Source organism: Clostridium sp. YIM B02551 (assembly GCF_022324735.1).
In the GTDB taxonomy this organism is placed as follows: domain Bacteria; phylum Bacillota; class Clostridia; order Clostridiales; family Clostridiaceae; genus Clostridium_T; species Clostridium_T paridis.
In genome coordinates, this window is sequence record NZ_JAKGTF010000004.1 from 210,898 (window position 1) to 229,649 (window position 18,752).

Below are 18,752 nucleotides of genomic sequence, written 5' to 3' on the forward strand. Positions count from 1 at the left end.
ACTATAGTAGATTTCTTAAATAAGAGGTGATTTCCTTGAAAGAAAAAATTGTTATAGTCGGTTGTGGTGCTGCTGCAGTCTCAGCTATTAAAGCAATACGCTCTATTGATTCTAATAATGAGATCCATGTATACAGTGATGAAGCTTATTTCCCATATTATCGTCCCAAAATATCTAAAAAGCTCTTAAATAACTTAAATGAAGATGAAATATTAATACAAAAAAAAGATTGGTATGAAAATAATAATGTAGAGCTTCATTTAAATTCAAAAGTAATAAAATTATCTCCGGAGAATGATGAAATCATTCTTAGTAATGAAAATACTGTTTCTTATTCAAAATTACTCTTGGCTACTGGTGCAGATAACATAATACCTAAAATTCGAGGAATACATAAATTAGGGGTGTTTACATTAAGAAACCTAAATAATGCATATAAAATCATCGATTTTATTAAAAAAAGTGATTCCATTTTATTAATTGGCGGTGGAATTCAAAACCTTGAAATGGCTACTGCTTTAAGTAATTTCGGGAAAAAAGTTACAATTCTTGAACTTGCCCCTAGACTAATGCCTAGGCAGCTTGACATATTTGCTTCAGAAAAACTTAAGAGAACTTTGGAGAACAATGGTGTTAATGTTATGCTTTCAACTGAAATAGATGAAATACTTGGAGAAGATAGAGTCAAAGGATATGTAACAAAATCAGGGATAAAGGCCTATTGTGATATGGTGATTTACTCAATTGGAATTTTACCTAATATAGACATTATTCAAAATACAAATATAAAAATAAATAAAGGCATTATAGTTAATGAGAAAATGCAAACTTCTTTTGACAATATATACGCTGCTGGCGATATTTGTGAATATAATAATAGGATTTACGGACTTTGGGATATTTCCACTAAACAAGGGAAGGTTGCAGGACTTAACATATGTAATGAACATACTGTATTTCAGCTCCCTATTCCAATAACTTCCCTAGATACATTTAATATGTCTTTATATTCAATTGGAGATGTAGAAGAAAAATCTAATAGTCTTATCTTAGTTGAGACTGATGCTAGCAAAAATAGATATTATAAAGTTCTTCTTCAAAATAATCATATTACTGGTGCTATAATTATTGGCGACCTTAAGACCTTTTTAACCATAAAAAAATTTATTGAAAATGATATAGAAGTTGAACTTAATAAATTTAATAATATTTCAGTTCATGAGCTTATTGATATAATTAAAAATAGAATAAATAGTAAAATACCTGCATTGTAAACATATGCAGGTATTTGTATTTTACAAATTAGGATCTATTGTATTTTTTCCTTCTTTATAGTGCATCAACTTATGTGTTGCTGGACCTTCCAAAATTTCACCATCATAAGAAAATCTTGATCCATGACATGGGCAATCCCATGAGTGCTCAGCATCATTCCATTTTAATTCGCATCCAACATGAGTACAAGTAATATTTACTATATGTATATCGCCTTCCATATCCTTATACGCCCCATATTTATTATTATCTAGTTCAACAATTTTTCCTTCACCACATTCAAGTTTTAATCCATCCTCACCTTGTTTTATCTTCCCTGCAATAAGTTCTTTGGCAACATCAAAGTTCTCAACAATTAGATTTTTATACGCTTTCATTGTAAAAGCTCTTGATGGATTATATACATCTTTCCAAGGATTCTTTTTATCAAGTACCATATCAGTTATTATTCTTGCTGCTGTAGTTCCATTAGTCATGCCCCATTTCCCAAACCCTGTTGCAACGTAAATATTTTCTTTTGTCATTGTAAGTCTTCCAACGTATGGTACATCATCAATTGTTATATAATCCTGAGTTGACCACTGGTAAGGGAAATCTTCTACAGAGAAGATAGACTTTGCAAACTCTTTTAAGTTGTCATAATGCTTATTAAAATCCTCTCCATGTGCTACTTTATGACTTTCTCCCCCAACTAAAATTAGTTGTTTTTCTTTATCCCTCTGCGCTCTTAAAGAACGTGTTGGTTTTTCTGCATTTATAAACATTGCATTGGGGAATTTCTCATTTATTCTCGTTCCTACTATATAAGACCTTTCAGGTCTGAGCCTTGCAAAATATAAACCTAATCCATCATAAAATGGGAAATGAGACGCTATTATAACCTTCGGAGCTGTAACCTTCTTACCATTTCTAGTTAATATTTTTATGGGATTACCTTCTTCAAGTTCACATGCCTCGGTATTTTCGAATATATAACTTCCATCTCCCGGTATCTTTTCTGCCATAGGCAACAAATATTTTCTAGGATGAAATTGTGCTTGATTTTCAAAAACTACAGCTGCTTTTATTTTATAATTAAATGGTAATTCTTCTGTGTATTTTGCTTTTATTCCAAGTCTTGATGCAGCTTCTACTTCTTTTTCTATTTTGTTAATATAGCTTTCATCATTTGTATACACATAAGATGGTGCTCTTTCAAAATCACAATCTATATTAAGTTCATTTTTAATACTTTCTACAAAATCAATAGAGGATTCATTGGCTTCTGCATATTGTCTTGCCTTTTCTACTCCCATGGAATTAATTATCTTATAATATATTAGATTATGCTGTGAAGTAACTTTTGCTGTAGTATGACCTGTAGTTCCTGTTCCAATTCTACTAGCCTCTATAACTGCCACCTTAAGCCCCTGTTTTTTAAGAATATAAGCAGAAGTAATACCCACTATTCCTCCACCTATAATGGCCACATCAACCCTAACATCTTCTTTTATTTCGTCATAGTTAGTTTTGTTCGTTGAATCAATCCAATAAGAATTTATTCCTTCAAGTAAACTCGAATCATTAATTGTGTTATTCATGATTTTCCTCCTTTCACTATTACGATGTTAGTATTTGAATCTCCTGCCAAATTATTCATATTATAATAGCAAATTAAATAAAAAAAGACTCACTTTAAAAAGTAAGTCTTTCAGTTATAAATCATAATTTTTCTTTTCTTCCAACAAATAAATCTACTATAAATACAATTGCAGCTGCTAGAAGTAACCAATGTATGAGTACTCCTCCAATTCTAAAGATAAAACCTAAAAGCCATACTGCAACAACAATAGCACCTAACCATCTTAATAGTGTCATTCTATTCACCCTTTCACTTATGTAAATTTTATGTAATTAATTTATTATACAAATTCAGGTTTTTTTGCTTCCGTAGAGTCAAAATATTTTCCAGGTTTTGATAAATCAAAATAAAGCTTAGAATCTTCAGTAACACCAAAATCTTTATTTGAACCTGTATCTTTTACCCTATTTAATGCTTCTCTAAACAAGGCGTTATGTGCCTCTTCACGATTCAATAGAAAATCTATAGTTTCTTTAACATATTTATCATTTATTTGTCTATATAAATATTCATAAACTACCTTTGCTCTTTGTTCTGATGCTATGTTAGAGAGTAAATCAGCTACTAAGTCTCCTGTAACTGATACATAGTTAGCTGTCCATGGAGCACCTGAAGAATTTATTAATACAGGAGATAAGCCTGATAATACATGTGATTGGATTTCCCCAACCTCTACTCCATTGTAGTTAACATCATGCCCATTTAATAAATTTATTGTTTCAGATACCATTTCCATATGACTTAATTCTTCTGCTCCTATATCTAAAAATAAATCTTTAATTGCTTGATCTTTCACTCTGAAGCTTTGTGAGATATATTGTAAAGCAGCTTTTAATTCCCCATTTGCACCACCTAATTGTTCCTGCATTAATACAGCATATTGAGGATTTGGTTTCTCTACTCTAACGTCTCTTAACAAGTTCTTCTCATGCTTAAACATCTATACACCTCCCAAATGTATTCTGTATTCCATATTAGTTTTTCTATTTTTCAATAATATATGCATATAAAAGAAAACAGCTAGCAGTACTACTAGCTGAATAAATGGGAGATATATATAAAATAAACTTTTTCTTTATTTTTGCCATAATATTCGACTTTATAGAAATCCTTTTAATTCATTAACATTTCTCTCTTCAAATTTTAATAATCTATTTGCAATATCAAGAATTTGTTTATCTTGATTTTGATAATCTTTTATTTTCTTAGTTATATCTATTATACCCATAGTACTACCTCTAATTAACATTTCTGCAATATGAGATGGAGTTTTGTTAACAAGAGTATTTATATTAATCATTATGTATGTAGATACCTTAGTTAATGTTCCAATCCCTTTTGACTCACGATTTAGCTCTTTAAGCTTCCTATCTGCTATATCAAATATTGTTTTATACTCATTTAATTGTGATTGCAGATTATTTTTAAATGCCTGATCATTTACCATAGGAATTAATTGTTTTATTGTACTTTCACCCATCTCAGCATTTTGATAAATATAGTTTAATAATTCATTATTTGCATCCAAATATATCACCTCCAATAATAATTTGCGTAAATTTCAAATTATTTATTCTTATATATCCATAAAAATCTTAAAACTAATTATGTATAAATTCACAGGCAATTATATTTTTACAAAATTATGGTACTATTAAATATATGAACTAGTACAAATTACAAAATTTTGTGAAGTTAACATGATATATATTAATAGGAGGTGTATGCTAAATGATAAAACCAAAACTTGTTTGTTTTGATTTAGATGATACTCTGATTAAAGAAATCCATTCTGTTATGTTACCATGTATTTTAAATGGTAAAGAAAAAGAACACTCTCTCATTCAACAACAGGAAGAGGAAGGAATTCTTGACTACATTTTAGCAGATTATCATAGAGCAAAATTACTATTAGGTCTTGAAGAATGTAAAATAGCTGAATCTTTTTTGAAAATAGCAAAGCCTTTAAAAAATATCAAATGTGTAGTTGAATCATTGAATAAGCAAGATATCAAAAGTATTGTTATTACTGTAGGTCCAAAGCAAGTTGCCAAAGTTGCTTCTAATATTTGGGGGTTTGACTATTATTATGGCAGTGATTATGAGGTAATTGAAGGGATATTTACTGGTAAAATCCTCAATTATATTTCGGCTGAACAAAAGATTTCATGTTTACAGGATTTTTGTAAAAATAATTGTATAAAACCTGAAGAGTGTATTGCTATTGGAGATGGTTCAACAGATATTCCAATGTTTGATTATTGTGGAAAATCCATAGCAATAAATAGTTCTTTAGACGTAAGAAAGCGAGCACAGTATTCAATCGATACTGAAGATTTAGCAGACATTCTTAAATATATATTATAAGCTAATTCAAAAAACGTATAATTTACACTACTTCTCAAATGCGAACTAAAGTCCAGCAAATAAACTTGCTGGACTTTTAAATTTATTGTGCTTTCCAAAGAGCTGGAACATTTGATGGTTCCCAGCCTATTAAAGAAGTATGCCCTTGTAAACAAATATAAGTTATTCCATTATAGGTTACTAAATCTCCAGCCTTATATACAGTATTTGGAACCCATGCTTGTACACCACCTGGATTTGTATTGCCTTCTTGCGTTTTAACTGAAATTGATGATGACCACGCACTTGCACCTGCAGAATTCACTGCTCTTACCATATAAGTATGAGTTGAAACTGCTGCTAAATTTTTATTTTGATATGGGCTGGTTACATTAGTAACTATATTACCATCTATGCTAATGTCATAGCTAGTTGCGTTCGAAACAAGATTCCAACTTACATTTATTTGCGATGAGCTAACTGAAGTTCCTGATAAGCCTGTTGGTACTGCTGGGATAGTAGCTACAGGTGGTGGGTTTACACCATCAAAATATGCTCTATAGTTATTTGTGAATTCATAATTATTTTTTGCATCCCAATTCACTGACCAAGACATTAGTCCTCTAAATCCAGGATATCCACTTGAATTAACAAGTTTATAGGATCCTCCATATGAAACACCCTTGATTATATAATCTAGTGCTTTTTTCATTTCAGTTGGGCTTATATATCCTCCACTTGGAGCTGCTGCAGCGCATGCTGGAAGACCAATCATAACTTGATCTTGTCTAAGTGCAGGAAATACATTACTTGAACTTCCTGCTATAGGAAATCCATGAAGTAACATCTCTGCCATGGCAACTTCATAATCAGCTGTCCCTTGAGTATAAGTTCTACCGTCAAGAGCTGCTCCACTACCTGCATTATAATGCTGAACATGAATGTAGGTAAGCTTGTCCCTAATTCCGTAAATAATTGGCAAATATGCTCCCCATATGTTCCCATAGGCAGTATATCCACCTTGAACATATGCAGTTTCAGGAGCCATACTAACAATAAAATTAGAACCATAATGATCACTAATTTCTCTAATTGCTGATATTAGATTTAATATCTGAGGAGTAGTTGGATTTTTAAAATCATTATCTCCTCCGTTTAATACGATACCAGATTCAAGATCAATATCAATACCATTAAACCCATACTTGTCAATAATTGAAATCATAGAGTTTACGAATTTTTGTTTAGAAGTACTGTCAGGTAAAATAACAACTCCATTTTGTCCTCCAATAGAAAGAACAACTTTTTTACCTAAGCTGTTTAGATAAGCAATGTCAGACTTGAAATCTGCATCTGACCCTGTAACTGGAGAAAATTGCATTGTGCATCTATCTCCTCCTGATTCTCCAAATGCTACATTAATAACATCCCATTTTGTAGATACCTTTCTAAGGTTTATTATCCCTGTACCATTATCAAAATTATGCCAGTAACCAACTAAGAGTCTAGTATTAAGAGAAGTGGCTGCAACAGTACTATAGCCAGGTATAATAGTAAATAGCAGTACTATCGCTAACATCATGGGGAATAGTAGTTTAAGACCTTTTTTCATTTTAATCAAACTCCTTTCATTTTATTTATGTAAATATTATAAGCTCCAAGTATTACTATCCCATTGAGTACAATGTACCATAATTATACATAAATTACAATATGTTGATATTATTTTTTTAAAGCTATTCAATTTTTCATTAAATTTATTCAATAAAATAAGACCCTAAGCCTTTATAAAAGCTTAGGATCTCCACTTTTAAACTCCACCCTTAAATAAGTTTTTAAAATTATATTTTAGATTATCAAAGAATCCACCTTTCTTAACATCCCTATCTGAATATATCTCAACTTCACCAACTTTGTCTTTTCCAAGATAATATTCACAAGTACCTATGGTTTCTCCTTTTGCATAAGCTTTCTTACTTTCATCTAATACAATTTTTTGTTCTAATTTCTCATTAACTCCTCTTGGTAGTACAACAATTAAGTCAGCTTTAGCTTTTGCAATAAAGAATTTGTCTCCTGCTTTATTTAATGGAACCTTTACTACATCTCCATCTTTATCAAGGACCTTCTTACCCTCAAATTTTGAAAAGCCAAAATTTAATAACATTGAAGCATCTCTATTTCTTATTTTAAAAGTAGGCGCTCCCATAATTACTGCAAGCATTCTTACTCCTTCTCGAGATGCAGTTGCTGATATACAATATTTTGCTTCTGCTGTATATCCAGTTTTTAATCCATCACAACCTTTAAAAAATCTTACTAGTTTATTATGATTAACTAGTTCAATTGGGCTCTTTCTTCCCTCTGATATTGTCTCCATATATATTCCAGAGTATTTTAAAATTGTTGGATGTTTTAATAATTCCATAGACATAATTGAAATATCGTTTGCAGTTGTTAAGTGACCATCTGCTGGTAATCCTGTACAATTTTTGAATGTTGTATCTTTCATACCTAGTTCTTTTGCTCTTTCATTCATTTTTCCCACAAATGCTTCCTCTGTACCAGCAAGATATTCAGCCATTGCTACTGCAGCATCGTTTCCTGATGCAATTGCAATTCCTTTTAAAATTTCTTCAACTGTTCTTACTTCGCCAGTGTCAAGTAGCATTGTGCTACCACCCATCTTCTTTGCATTTTCAGAAGCTGTAATTTTATCTGATAATTTCATCTTACCTGAATCAATAGCTTCCATAGCAAGTAGCATAGTCATTATTTTAGTTACTGACGCTGGTGCAAACTTTTCATGAGAATTTTTTTCAAAAATCACTTTACCTGTAGTTGGCTCGATAAGCATTGCACTTTTTGCTTCAACATTTATTCCTGACTCCGGCTCTGCTGCCATAGCTGGAATACTAATCATTGAAAAAATACTTGTTACTATTAATATTTTTGCTATTAGTTTATTATTGAACTTTATCATTTGCAATCCTCCCTTCAAAAAGTATTTTTACCAAAAAAAAAATAATAATACAAAAAATAAAAAGGCTATAAAAGCCTTTTTATTTTTAATATATAAAAATTATATTATTCTGTAATCACATCGTAAATTAATGTCTTTGAAACATTTTCACCTTGCTGAATTTCATAATTATTTAGTAAGTCTTCTCCAGCCTTATCACCCTTTATTTTATCATTTGAATAGATTTCAGCTAATATATCTCCACTCTTTACATAGTCACCTTTTTTCTTATGAAGTACTATTCCTACTGAAAGATCAATAGTTGCTTCTTTCGTAGCCCTACCAGCACCTAATTCCATAGCAATTAATCCAACTTTTTCTGCATGAATCTTATTTATATATCCTTCTTTTTTAGACACTACAGGAATTATGTATTTAGCATCAAGTAGCTTTTCTGGATTATCTATAAGTAGAGAATCTCCTCCTTGTGCTTCAACAAATTCTTTAAATTTATCTAAAGCCTTACCATTTTCAATATTTTTAACTAACAGCTCTTTTGCCTCTTCAACTGTATTAGCTTTTCCTGCAAGAACAACCATATAACTTCCTAAGGTTAAACATAACTCTTCTAAATCCTTTGGACCATTTCCTTTTAATGTATCTATAGCCTCTTTTACTTCAAGAGCATTACCTATACCATATCCAAGTGGCTCATCCATATCAGAAATAATTGCTACAGTTTTTCTGCCTACATTCTTTCCTATTTCAACCATTTCTTTTGCTAAATATCTTGCACTTTCAATATCCTTCATAAAAGCGCCTTCTCCAACCTTGACATCTAATACAATTGCGTCAGCACCTGCTGCAATTTTCTTAGACATTATACTAGATGCAATAAGCGAAACATTATCTACAGTTGCAGTTACATCTCTTAATGCATATAATTTCTTATCTGCTGGGGCTAAATTTCCTGTTTGAGCTGCTAATGCAATTTTATGTTTATTAACATTTTCTATAAATTTATCTTTACTTAAATCCATAGAAAAACCTGGGAAGGATTCTAACTTATCTATAGTCCCACCAGTATGTCCAAGACCCCTACCAGACATCTTTGCTACAGGTATACCTAACGAAGCCACAAGAGGTCCTAAAACCATAGTAGTAGTGTCTCCAACCCCTCCAGTAGAATGCTTATCTACCTTAATTCCTTCAATAGCATTAAGGTCTAAAATATCTCCTGAATTTACCATTGCCATTGTTAAATCAGCTGTCTCTCTTTTATTCATCTTCTGAAAATATATTGCCATAAGTAATGCAGATACCTGATAGTCTGGAATTGATCCATCAGTATACCCATTTACGAAAAAATCTATTTCCTCCTTTGTAAGCTCATTTCCGTTTCTCTTTTTTTGAATAATATCGTACATTCTCATATATAATTCCTCCTTATGTGTAATCGCTAACATATTATTATCTAATAAAGGGACAAATTAAATGTCCCATTTATGCTCTTGGATGTGACCTTTTATAAATTATATTAAGTCTATCAGAATTAATTATTTCATAATAGGTATCCATATAAGTTAATACTTGATTGCCTAAAAGTTTTTGTACCGCTCTTACGTTTGCACCATTTTGCAACAAATGTACTGCAAAGGAATGTCTAAAAGTATTTAAATTTACTGTTTTACTTATCCCTGCTCTTTCACAATATGACTTTACTATTCTCCAAACACCTTGTCTTGTAAGCTTATTCCCATTTAAATTAATGAAAACATATGGAGAATTTAAATAACTAATTCTATCTCTTTCAGCCAAATAAACTTTTAAAGCTTTTACTGCAGATGAACCTATCGGAATTAATCTCTCAGTATTTCTATTATCTGTACAATTTACATATGAGAGTTCCATATTAATATCTTGTAACTTTAATGAAGTTAACTCACTAACCTTCATACCAGTTGCATACATTACTTCTAAGAGAGCCTTGTCTCTAATACCTTTAATACTATCGTTCTCTACAATATTGATTATCCTATCAATTTCTTCAACTGTCAATATTTCTGGAATTCTTTTAGTTAAATTTGTTGTTTTATAATTAATTTCTGGTATTTCCTTAATCAATGAACTCTTTTTCATAAAACCGTAAAAGTTTCTTATAGAAATAATTATTCTATTTATACTTCTCTCACTTTTACCTTCTTGTACCAAAAAATTAATATAATTAGTTATAGTTTTTTCATCTGTATCTAACAATTCAATCTTTCTGTCTCTTAAGAATTTATTATACAGGGTAATATCTGTTACATAAGCTAAAACCGTATTCTTGCTTTTTGAACTTTCCCGTAAATATTCCTCATATTTTTTTAATATCTCCTTCATTTTACTCTCCCATAAAATTGATTGAATTAAAGATCTTAAGAGTTTTAGCTATAAATCTCAGTCTATGTTGCATAAAAATTGAGGGCTAGAAAATTTTTATGTTGCCATAAACTAATATTTGAGCTTAAACCCTAAAACATATTTTAACTGTAAAATTGGGTAATAATAAGTTTTATCAAATTAGGGCTGACAAAAGTTTCAATAAATATTCCTATACCCAATAATATGGAAAAAACTATCAATATATTCCCAAACTCTCTTATTTCAAAAGATATTTTTTTACTTTTATTCCTAAAAGCTATTAACTTTCCTATAGACATATTTAAGAACATAGAGCTAAAAAATAACATTATCGGTACTATAATTATGTTTTGGGGAATTACTGCACCAATAGCTAGTCCAATACCTTTATATTCATAGGTAGTTAATAGAAATGAAAATGTAAACCCTACCGTGTACCCTTTCCACAGATTAGCTAATAATAAAAATGGAAAACCTAATATAAATATTCCTGATATAAAAATTATTCCAAACAACGTAAAATTGCTTTTAAATGAGGATAGAAAAATTTCATTATAATTAATTGACTTATCTCCTAATGAAGATATAAATGTTGAAAAATATTTATTTAATTCAGTTGTATTATTTTCTCCCATGTATTTAATAGTATAGGCACCTAAAACTACACCTATTGAAAAAAATAGAAAGGTTGCTAAATATGCAACTTTATTATTTCTTATGTTATCTTCCATTAAATTTTTTATTTCACTCATCATACCCCTCCTTGTTACCATAATTATTTTTATGAGTACCCTTGAAGATTTATTCTCTACATAATAAAAAAATAGCTAAGGTGATTTATTCAAACTTATTTTTTTATCACAACCTTAAAATATTATAAATTCCTAAAAAAAAATACAGACTCATAATTTGAGTCTGTATTTTAAAATAGGTTAAATCATCGTATATAATAATGCTGCTAAGGTTTTACCATCCTTAATTATTCCTTGTTTTATCATATCTTTTAGCTCTTCTAAAGAATACTCTTTAACATTAATAAATTCGTCTTCATCACCTTGCTTAATTCCATTTCTTAACTCTTTAGCTGAATATATATATAAATATTCATCACAAAAACCAGGTGCGGTTGCAATTTTCCCTAAAAATTCTATATTATCTGACTTGTATCCAGTTTCTTCTTCAAGCTCTCTTTTTGCAGTATGTAAAGGATCTTCACCTTTATCTATTTTTCCTGCTGGAATTTCTAATGTTATTTCATCTAATGGTTTTCTATATTGCTCTACTAAAAGAATTTTATTATCTTCAGTGAATGCTATGATAGCTACTCCCCCTGGATGTCTTAAAATATCTCTTGTAGCAATATTTCCATCTGGTAATAGTACTTCAACATTTTCATAAACTAAAAAGCTACCCTTATGTATTAATGTAGTTTTTAATGTTTTTTCTATTAAATCCATAACTTTTCTCCTTAACTATAGCCAAATACTTTATTCTTATTAATATTAAAACGTTAACTTATGCTGTTATTTTTTCTATAATTGTTCAATAGAAGAAATATGACTAGTATGAATCGCAGTGTTCATATCTATATTAAAAAACTTATTAGTTTCTTTAATAATTGACATTACATTTCCAGCTTCATCTTTAACTTCTTCCTTTTCATAGCAAATATCTATAATATCAGATACAGTTATATTTTCATTACTTAAAACATATTCCTTGCCGCTGTCCATTATTAATTTTACAGCCATAAAAATCCCTCCCTTTTATACTTATATATTATTCGCTTAATCTTATCAATAATCTTTATAATTTAATGTTTTATAAGTTCTTCTAAAGCCTTAATCTGTTTCTCCTTATTTTTTATCGTTAACGACAATATTCTGTATGTTTCAGATTTTACATCCTTTTCGTTTTTTACAAATCTTCCTTGAACGTCTATAAATAATGCTTTAAGATCTTTGTTAAGATTAAGAGAAGATAACAAAAATTCATTTACATTATGAATTTCTGGTATATCAAGCTTTTTACTGAATTCATTAATTATGAAAGCTATTTTGTCATAAACATAAAAATCGATTTCATCTAATTCCAATTTCTTAGCTTCCTCTTTAATAGCTTCATAATACTCGATAGTCTTTTTAACTTGTTTAATTAATACCTTTGATATAACTCTTATAGAAGAAACATCAGCATTCTCGTTAGCTATATTTTCGTACATTTTTATTCTTCTCTTATCAATTACAATTGCTTTATCTATTAAATCAATTACGTTATATGCCATATTTCCTCCACCTTTATTCTTTTGACTTCATCTGTTGTAATTTTAAACATCATTTGTAACTATATTTTTTATAAAATATACACATATAAACTATGCACAGTTAATTTTAGCTATTTTATTTTAATCCTAAAAAGGTAAAACATCAACATTTTTTATCATTTTTATTAATTGACTTACATCAATAAAATAATAATTACATTTAAAGGTAATATTTTAAACACAGCTATTATATTTTCTTTGTTATCATATAACAAAACATCCCATATTTTCTTAATCAATTATTTAACTAACTAAGACAACAAGGGATGTTTTTCTCTTATATTCTCAAATTATGTTGCAAAATTTAGATTTATTTTAATAATTATTGCTTTTTATCCTAGCACTCATACCCTCTAAAAAATTGCTATGCATTACTTTTTAACTTACTTTGTTTTTAAGTCTTAGCTTGTCAGCTACCATTGCTATAAATTCACTATTTGTTGGCTTGCCTTTGTCGTTGTGTATTGTATACCCAAATAGCTTGTTAATTGTATCTACTTGACCTCTTCCCCAAGCTACTTCAATTGCATGTCTTATTGCTCTTTCTACTCTGGAAGCAGTAGTATTATACTTCTTCGCAATAGATGGATATAATTCCTTTGTCACAGCAGATAATAATTCCATATCATTAACAACCATAGTGATTGCTTCTCTTAAATACATATACCCTTTAATATGAGCTGGAACTCCTATTTCATGTATTATATTTGTTATTTCTGTTTCTAGATCAATTGGTTCTTTTTTAGTTTCTAATTTTACTTCTTGAGATTCTGCTACTGGCATCTTCTTTTTAACATCTTCACTTGAGATTGTATTATTAAACATTTGTCTTATTCTCTTAGTGAAAACATCCATATCAAAAGGCTTTACTACATAGTAATCTGCACCTAGAGTAATAGCTCTTTGAGTTATCTTATCTTGTCCAACTGCGCTTAATACAATAATTCTTGGCATTGGATCTAAATCCATTGCTCCTAACCTCTCTAATACTCCAAGTCCATCAAGATGAGGCATAATAATATCCAAAACTACCAAATCTGGCTTCTTTTCTTGGATCAACTTTAAAGCCTCTATTCCATCTTTAGCGATACCTGTAACAATAATATCCCTTTGGTTTAATAGATAGTCATTTAAAATATTACAGAATTCTTTGTTGTCATCTGCTATTAAAACTGATATTTTTGAGTTTTGCATAACATTCTTCCTTTCAATTTATCTACCATAATTTTACATTAATATTATTCGACAAAGGTTATTAGTTTCCTTCTAAATTATAATAAAAATTTATTTTTTTATTGAATTACTGCTGTTTTAATTAAATTATAACATATATTAAAAAATTATTACTATATTTTTATAAAAATTGTACAAATTACTCTATTAAATATTCTTCAGAAATATAAAAGGTTCATATGTATTTTATATTTACATATGAACCTTTTATATTATTTTAATATGTCTGAATCTTGAAGCATCCATTCTATATATATACCATAACCAACCTCAGGATTGTTAATTAACACATGTGTTACAGCTCCTATTAACTTTCCATTTTGAATTATTGGTGAACCACTCATTCCTTGAACTATTCCACCTGTCTTCGCTAGTAATTTTGGATCTGTTACCTTAATTATCATACTTTTTGGACCAGGTTTATCTTGAACAAGTAGTTTACTTATTTCAATGTCGTACAATTGAGGACCATTTTCATCAATTGTAGTAAGAATTTGTGCTTTACCTTCTTTTATTTCATTTCTTAATGCTATTTTCATAGGTTTATTGCTTATATACTGATTGTTTTCTTTTAATTCTCCAAATATTCCACAGTATGTATTTTGATTTATTGTGCCTAGTGGTTCGTTTTCTTCAACAAAAATTCCTCTCAATTCACCTGGGGCACCCTTTTCGCTTTTCCTTAAGTTTATTATTGATGATTTAAGTAGACTACCACTTTTTATTTCTATAATCGAATTAGTATCTCCATCAATAATCGCATGGCCAAGTGCTCCGTATTTATTGGTTTTCTTATCATAAAATGTTAACGTACCTACACCAGCTGTTGAATCTCTAACCCATAAACCAATTTTATACTTATTGTCTACTGAAGATTTAACTCTAGTTATTTCTTTATTTATCTTTTTTCCCGACTTACTTATCTCAAAATCTAACTTATCATCCCTACTATTACTTACTTTTCTTATTAGATCTTGTGAGTCTTCCACCTCTTCATTGTTTATTCTTAATATTACATCACCTATTTCTATTCCTTCTTCTTTAGCTGGCGATACTACTTTGTTTTCATCAATCTGTATATCTGAATAACCTACTACCAATACACCTTTTGAGGATAGCTTTATTCCTACAGGGACACCTCCAGGATAAACTTGAATTTTATCAGAATCTTTTAAGCTTACTTTATTAACTGTTAAGCTATCTAGTGAACTTGTTAGCTTATTATTTATTCCGGCATCAGTTGGTAAGAATGCCATTTGAGAATTATCAGTAGATGAACTAAATAAACTCTTATTTATCCCACTTCCTATATTTAAATTAACCATTAATAGAAGTATTAGGGGAGCGAAAACTAAATTTTTCAATGATTTTTTTTGATTTTTCATTTTTTCTCCTCCTTTCGCCTCTATCTTTAAATTACCCTTGTATAGATTACAATATGCTGTGATAACTTTGTTATAAAGTCAAAAATATTATAGTTATGCCTTAAATTTTCTAAAAAATAAAACTGATAACAATGTTATCAGTTCTATTTTGGCTATTTTTACTAATTTTATTCATTTTTTATTTCCATTTTATCCTTTAACGCATCAGCCATTTTTATTATTTCTTTTGAATGTTCGATGGTAACCTTAGTAATTTCAGCTCCACCAATCATCTTAGCTATTTCATTAATTTTTTCATCTTTACTTAAAATCTTGATATTTGAATAAGTTTTGCCCATTTTTTCTTCTTTAGTTATATAGTAATGACTATCAGATAAACATGCAATCTGTGGTAAATGAGTGATACATAAAACCTGATGCCTATTCGAAATTTCATATATTTTTTCACCAACAGCCTGTGCTATTCTTCCACTTATTCCAGTATCTATTTCATCAAATATTATTGTTTCAATATTATCCTTTTCAACAAATACAGCTTTCAAAGCTAGCATTATTCTCGATAATTCTCCTCCAGATACTATCCTATCTAAAGACTTCAAAGGCTCTCCAATATTTGTAGAAATTAAAAACGTAACGATATCTTTTCCTTTATAGTTAAAGTTTTTATCTTCTTCTACATCTATTTTAAAGGTACATTTTTCAAGGCCCAAAAACTTCAATTCCCTCGATATTTTTTCTTCTAGGTATTTTGCAAATGTTATTCTCTTTGTCCTAATTTTATCCGTTATTTTATGTAATTCTTCAATTATTTTATTGTTTTCTTGTTCTAATAATTTTACCTTTTCTTCAATATTTATCATGTCATCATATTGTTTTTTAATTTTCTTATAATAAGCTAAAATCTCTGCAATTGAAGGGCCATATTTCTTTTTATACCCAGCTATTTTGTAAAGTCTTTCATTTATATAAGATAACTCATCTTCATCATAAACAACATTATCTAGAAGAGCACCTATTTCTCTAGAGTTTTCTTCTAATAAATAAAATGCCTCATTAATGCTTTCATTTATTTCTTTTATTTTAGAAATATGCTTTTCTACACTTGTCAATTCTTGTACAACATGACTTATATTATCTAATATTGATTTACCATCCATTTGATCTTTCAAAAGAGAATATGAGCTATTTAGTGCTAAACGTATCTTTTCTGCATTAGATAATACACTTAACTTTTCTTTAAGCTCCTCTTCTTCATTTTCTTTTAATTTTCCCTCTTCAATATCACTTATTTGATACTTTAAATAATCAATTAGTTTGTCTTTATCTTCAACACCAACTAATTTTCGTATTTCATTTTCAATATTTAAGCTCTTACTTCTTAGTTCTCTATAATCTTCTATAAGTTTATATAAGCTATCATCACCAAAGCTATCTAAGTAAGTAATATGTTTACTTTTATCTAATAAGTTTTGATTCTCATGTTGTCCATGTATATCAATAATCCTCTCAGATATTTTTTTCAAATTCGATATAATTATACTCTTGCCATTAACTTTAGTAATACTTCTTCCATTTATAAATGACTCTCTAGAAATTATTATTACTTCGTTTATATCCACACCATTTTCATGTAAAATTTCATTTACTTTTTCATTTTCTACTGAAAAAATTGCTTCAACATAAGCCTTTTCTTCTCCAGTACGGATAATATCCTTATTAAATTTTCCACCTAATACAAAGTTTATCGCATCAATCAAAATAGATTTTCCAGCACCTGTTTCACCTGAAATTATATTAAATCCGTATGAAAAATCCACTGTCATTTCTTCAATTAATGCAAAATTTTTAATACTTAATTGTAATAGCATCCTACACCACCTTACAATTTACTCATTAATTAACTTTCTTAAACTACTTACAATCTCTTCCGCATTTTCAATTGTTCTAACAAGTATGAAAATCGTATTATCTCCTGCAATTGTTCCAGCAATATCTTTATAATCTAATGTATCTAACGCTTCTGCTGCAGCATTTGCAGAACCAGATATGGTTTTCACTACTACAATCTTATCTACATTTTCTACATGTAAAACAGAATTTTTTAATATGGATGTAAGCTTATCAACTATTGAATTTTTATCATTGGTAGGCATAACGTATTTATATCTTCCAGATGAACTTTGCACCTTAATTAATTTTAAAAGTTTAATGTCTCTAGATACTGTAGCTTGTGTTACATCAAACCCCGCATCTTTCAATGCTTCTGCTAATTCTTCTTGAGTTTCTATATCTACCTCTTTAATAATCTCAAGTATTTTCTGATGTCTATTAGATTTCATCATTATCACCTTCACAATAATTATTTGTATTTAAAAGTTTAGTCTTAAGTAATTTAAAATAATCATAGTCATTAAATAAAAGTACCTTACAATTACTATCGGATTTTTTTATCTTAACCTGTTGCTCTTTGTCTAGCTTTATAGCTTTCTGTCCATCTATCGAAAGATATATCTCCTCATCATAGCTTTCACTTAAAATAGTTATTTCCGAACTGCTTTTTAAGATAATTGGGTGCATATTCTTTGTATGTGGGCATATAGGGGTTAAAAGTATTATATCTAACGTAGGAAAAATTAGTGGACCGCCTGCAGAAAATGAGTATGCTGAAGATCCAGTTGGAGATGCAACAATTATTCCATCTCCTTTAAAAGATGTAAATTCAACTCCATCAACAAAAATCGTAAACTTTCCCATTCTGGATAGGGTTCCTCTAGCAATTACTAAATCATTTAGCGCTATTCGAGTAAATTCTTCTCCATCTTTTAAAAGACTTCCTTGTAACATAATTCTATCTTGAATAAAATAATCCTCTTTTTTAAGCTTATCAATTATATTATCTAAGTCAGTAATATCTGCAGATGTTAAAAATCCTAAGTTTCCTATATTTATTCCTATAACTGGACACTTAATATATCCGTTTAGCCTTCTAGACGCCCCTATCAAAGTTCCATCTCCACCTAATACGACAAGCAAATCTAAATCCTCATCTAATTTGTCTAAAAGATTTTCTGAATTATAAGCCACTTGCACCTGTGAATTTTCATATGCTTTATTTAATTTTGTAACAACTTCATCCAATATCTTTCCGTCTTTGTCTTTTGAAGGATTAATGATTACCCCTATTTTTTTCATAAAATCTCCAAT

General features: G+C 29.3%; 19 protein-coding genes. 2 read left to right on the top strand and 17 right to left on the bottom strand.

Annotated elements, in window-relative coordinates:
* The first annotated feature begins 35 nt into the window (after positions 1 to 35).
* Entirely contained in the window at positions 36 to 1,274 is a 1,239-nt protein-coding gene (locus L1S47_RS06845; RefSeq protein WP_238882761.1) for an NAD(P)/FAD-dependent oxidoreductase, read from the top strand.
* A 21-nt stretch (positions 1,275 to 1,295) separates the two neighbouring features.
* On the opposite strand, the gene L1S47_RS06850 is transcribed toward L1S47_RS06845, so the two are convergent.
* The 4 genes from L1S47_RS06850 to L1S47_RS06865 all read right to left on the bottom strand — a co-directional run bounded on the left by L1S47_RS06850 (position 1,296) and on the right by L1S47_RS06865 (position 4,433).
* On the bottom strand, positions 1,296 to 2,855 hold the full coding sequence (locus L1S47_RS06850; protein ID WP_238882762.1) for an FAD-dependent oxidoreductase: 1,560 nt from the start codon (positions 2,853 to 2,855) through the stop codon (positions 1,296 to 1,298).
* A 121-nt stretch (positions 2,856 to 2,976) separates the two neighbouring features.
* Entirely contained in the window at positions 2,977 to 3,132 is a 156-nt protein-coding gene (locus tag L1S47_RS06855) for a lmo0937 family membrane protein (RefSeq protein WP_202766368.1), read from the bottom strand.
* 44 nt (positions 3,133 to 3,176) lie between these two features.
* The gene (locus tag L1S47_RS06860; protein ID WP_238882763.1) at positions 3,177 to 3,836 is read right to left on the bottom strand and encodes a manganese catalase family protein; all 660 of its coding nucleotides are present in this window, start codon (positions 3,834 to 3,836) and stop codon (positions 3,177 to 3,179) included.
* Between the two features lie 159 nt (positions 3,837 to 3,995).
* Positions 3,996 to 4,433, bottom strand: a complete 438-nt coding sequence (locus L1S47_RS06865) for a hypothetical protein (protein ID WP_373689037.1) — start codon at positions 4,431 to 4,433, stop codon at positions 3,996 to 3,998.
* Positions 4,434 to 4,627: 194 nt separating this feature from the next.
* Here L1S47_RS06865 and L1S47_RS06870 point away from each other — a divergent pair, with 194 nt between their 5' ends.
* Positions 4,628 to 5,263 carry an HAD family phosphatase gene (locus tag L1S47_RS06870; RefSeq protein WP_238882767.1) on the top strand — a complete coding sequence of 212 codons (636 nt, stop codon included), beginning with the start codon at positions 4,628 to 4,630 and terminating at the stop codon, positions 5,261 to 5,263.
* A gap of 82 nt (positions 5,264 to 5,345) precedes the next feature.
* Here the strand turns inward: L1S47_RS06870 and L1S47_RS06875 are convergent, their stop codons facing one another.
* The 13 genes from L1S47_RS06875 to L1S47_RS06935 form a co-directional block, all read right to left on the bottom strand.
* The gene (locus L1S47_RS06875; protein ID WP_238882769.1) at positions 5,346 to 6,854 is read right to left on the bottom strand and encodes a carbohydrate-binding protein; all 1,509 of its coding nucleotides are present in this window, start codon (positions 6,852 to 6,854) and stop codon (positions 5,346 to 5,348) included.
* Between the two features lie 198 nt (positions 6,855 to 7,052).
* Complete coding sequence (locus L1S47_RS06880; protein WP_238882770.1) at positions 7,053 to 8,225, bottom strand: D-alanyl-D-alanine carboxypeptidase family protein; 1,173 nt, start codon at positions 8,223 to 8,225, stop codon at positions 7,053 to 7,055.
* Positions 8,226 to 8,329: 104 nt separating this feature from the next.
* Positions 8,330 to 9,637, bottom strand: a complete 1,308-nt coding sequence (locus tag L1S47_RS06885) for a pyrimidine-nucleoside phosphorylase (protein ID WP_238882771.1) — start codon at positions 9,635 to 9,637, stop codon at positions 8,330 to 8,332.
* Between the two features lie 70 nt (positions 9,638 to 9,707).
* On the bottom strand, positions 9,708 to 10,586 hold the full coding sequence (locus L1S47_RS06890; RefSeq protein ID WP_202766374.1) for a tyrosine-type recombinase/integrase: 879 nt from the start codon (positions 10,584 to 10,586) through the stop codon (positions 9,708 to 9,710).
* A 143-nt stretch (positions 10,587 to 10,729) separates the two neighbouring features.
* Positions 10,730 to 11,359, bottom strand: coding sequence for a stage II sporulation protein M (gene spoIIM / locus L1S47_RS06895; protein ID WP_238882772.1), 630 nt, complete (start codon positions 11,357 to 11,359; stop codon positions 10,730 to 10,732).
* Between the two features lie 180 nt (positions 11,360 to 11,539).
* On the bottom strand, positions 11,540 to 12,064 hold the full coding sequence (locus L1S47_RS06900) for an NUDIX hydrolase (protein ID WP_238882774.1): 525 nt from the start codon (positions 12,062 to 12,064) through the stop codon (positions 11,540 to 11,542).
* Between the two features lie 75 nt (positions 12,065 to 12,139).
* The gene (locus tag L1S47_RS06905) at positions 12,140 to 12,358 is read right to left on the bottom strand and encodes a hypothetical protein (protein ID WP_202766377.1); all 219 of its coding nucleotides are present in this window, start codon (positions 12,356 to 12,358) and stop codon (positions 12,140 to 12,142) included.
* A gap of 62 nt (positions 12,359 to 12,420) precedes the next feature.
* On the bottom strand, positions 12,421 to 12,891 hold the full coding sequence (locus L1S47_RS06910) for a hypothetical protein (protein WP_238882775.1): 471 nt from the start codon (positions 12,889 to 12,891) through the stop codon (positions 12,421 to 12,423).
* Positions 12,892 to 13,308: 417 nt separating this feature from the next.
* Complete coding sequence (gene spo0A, locus L1S47_RS06915; RefSeq protein WP_202766379.1) at positions 13,309 to 14,124, bottom strand: sporulation transcription factor Spo0A; 816 nt, start codon at positions 14,122 to 14,124, stop codon at positions 13,309 to 13,311.
* Between the two features lie 251 nt (positions 14,125 to 14,375).
* Positions 14,376 to 15,548, bottom strand: a complete 1,173-nt coding sequence (spoIVB, locus tag L1S47_RS06920) for a SpoIVB peptidase (protein WP_238882777.1) — start codon at positions 15,546 to 15,548, stop codon at positions 14,376 to 14,378.
* 167 nt (positions 15,549 to 15,715) lie between these two features.
* The gene (recN, locus tag L1S47_RS06925) at positions 15,716 to 17,416 is read right to left on the bottom strand and encodes a DNA repair protein RecN (protein WP_238882778.1); all 1,701 of its coding nucleotides are present in this window, start codon (positions 17,414 to 17,416) and stop codon (positions 15,716 to 15,718) included.
* A gap of 18 nt (positions 17,417 to 17,434) precedes the next feature.
* A complete protein-coding gene (locus L1S47_RS06930) occupies positions 17,435 to 17,887 on the bottom strand; it encodes an arginine repressor (RefSeq protein WP_238882780.1) in 453 nt (150 codons plus the stop codon).
* A complete protein-coding gene (locus tag L1S47_RS06935; protein ID WP_238882781.1) occupies positions 17,877 to 18,740 on the bottom strand; it encodes an NAD(+)/NADH kinase in 864 nt (287 codons plus the stop codon). The genes L1S47_RS06930 and L1S47_RS06935 overlap by 11 nt, the downstream gene beginning before the upstream one ends.
* Between the last annotated feature and the right edge of the window lie 12 nt (positions 18,741 to 18,752).

What these genes read in the sequence shown, in the direction of transcription:
- L1S47_RS06880 (WP_238882770.1), bottom strand. Translation starts at nt 8,225, where the DNA reads ATGATAAAGTTCAATAATAAACTAATAGCAAAAATATTAATAGTAACA.
- spo0A (WP_202766379.1), bottom strand. Translation starts at nt 14,124, where the DNA reads ATGCAAAACTCAAAAATATCAGTTTTAATAGCAGATGACAACAAAGAA.
- L1S47_RS06930 (WP_238882780.1), bottom strand. Translation starts at nt 17,887, where the DNA reads ATGAAATCTAATAGACATCAGAAAATACTTGAGATTATTAAAGAGGTA.
- L1S47_RS06935 (WP_238882781.1), bottom strand. Translation starts at nt 18,740, where the DNA reads ATGAAAAAAATAGGGGTAATCATTAATCCTTCAAAAGACAAAGACGGA.
- L1S47_RS06910 (WP_238882775.1), bottom strand. Translation starts at nt 12,891, where the DNA reads ATGGCATATAACGTAATTGATTTAATAGATAAAGCAATTGTAATTGAT.
- L1S47_RS06905 (WP_202766377.1), bottom strand. Translation starts at nt 12,358, where the DNA reads ATGGCTGTAAAATTAATAATGGACAGCGGCAAGGAATATGTTTTAAGT.
- spoIIM (WP_238882772.1), bottom strand. Translation starts at nt 11,359, where the DNA reads ATGAGTGAAATAAAAAATTTAATGGAAGATAACATAAGAAATAATAAA.
- spoIVB (WP_238882777.1), bottom strand. Translation starts at nt 15,548, where the DNA reads ATGAAAAATCAAAAAAAATCATTGAAAAATTTAGTTTTCGCTCCCCTA.
- L1S47_RS06885 (WP_238882771.1), bottom strand. Translation starts at nt 9,637, where the DNA reads ATGAGAATGTACGATATTATTCAAAAAAAGAGAAACGGAAATGAGCTT.
- L1S47_RS06855 (WP_202766368.1), bottom strand. Translation starts at nt 3,132, where the DNA reads ATGACACTATTAAGATGGTTAGGTGCTATTGTTGTTGCAGTATGGCTT.
- L1S47_RS06850 (WP_238882762.1), bottom strand. Translation starts at nt 2,855, where the DNA reads ATGAATAACACAATTAATGATTCGAGTTTACTTGAAGGAATAAATTCT.
- L1S47_RS06900 (WP_238882774.1), bottom strand. Translation starts at nt 12,064, where the DNA reads ATGGATTTAATAGAAAAAACATTAAAAACTACATTAATACATAAGGGT.
- L1S47_RS06875 (WP_238882769.1), bottom strand. Translation starts at nt 6,854, where the DNA reads ATGAAAAAAGGTCTTAAACTACTATTCCCCATGATGTTAGCGATAGTA.
- L1S47_RS06890 (WP_202766374.1), bottom strand. Translation starts at nt 10,586, where the DNA reads ATGAAGGAGATATTAAAAAAATATGAGGAATATTTACGGGAAAGTTCA.
- L1S47_RS06860 (WP_238882763.1), bottom strand. Translation starts at nt 3,836, where the DNA reads ATGTTTAAGCATGAGAAGAACTTGTTAAGAGACGTTAGAGTAGAGAAA.
- L1S47_RS06870 (WP_238882767.1), top strand. Translation starts at nt 4,628, where the DNA reads ATGATAAAACCAAAACTTGTTTGTTTTGATTTAGATGATACTCTGATT.
- recN (WP_238882778.1), bottom strand. Translation starts at nt 17,416, where the DNA reads ATGCTATTACAATTAAGTATTAAAAATTTTGCATTAATTGAAGAAATG.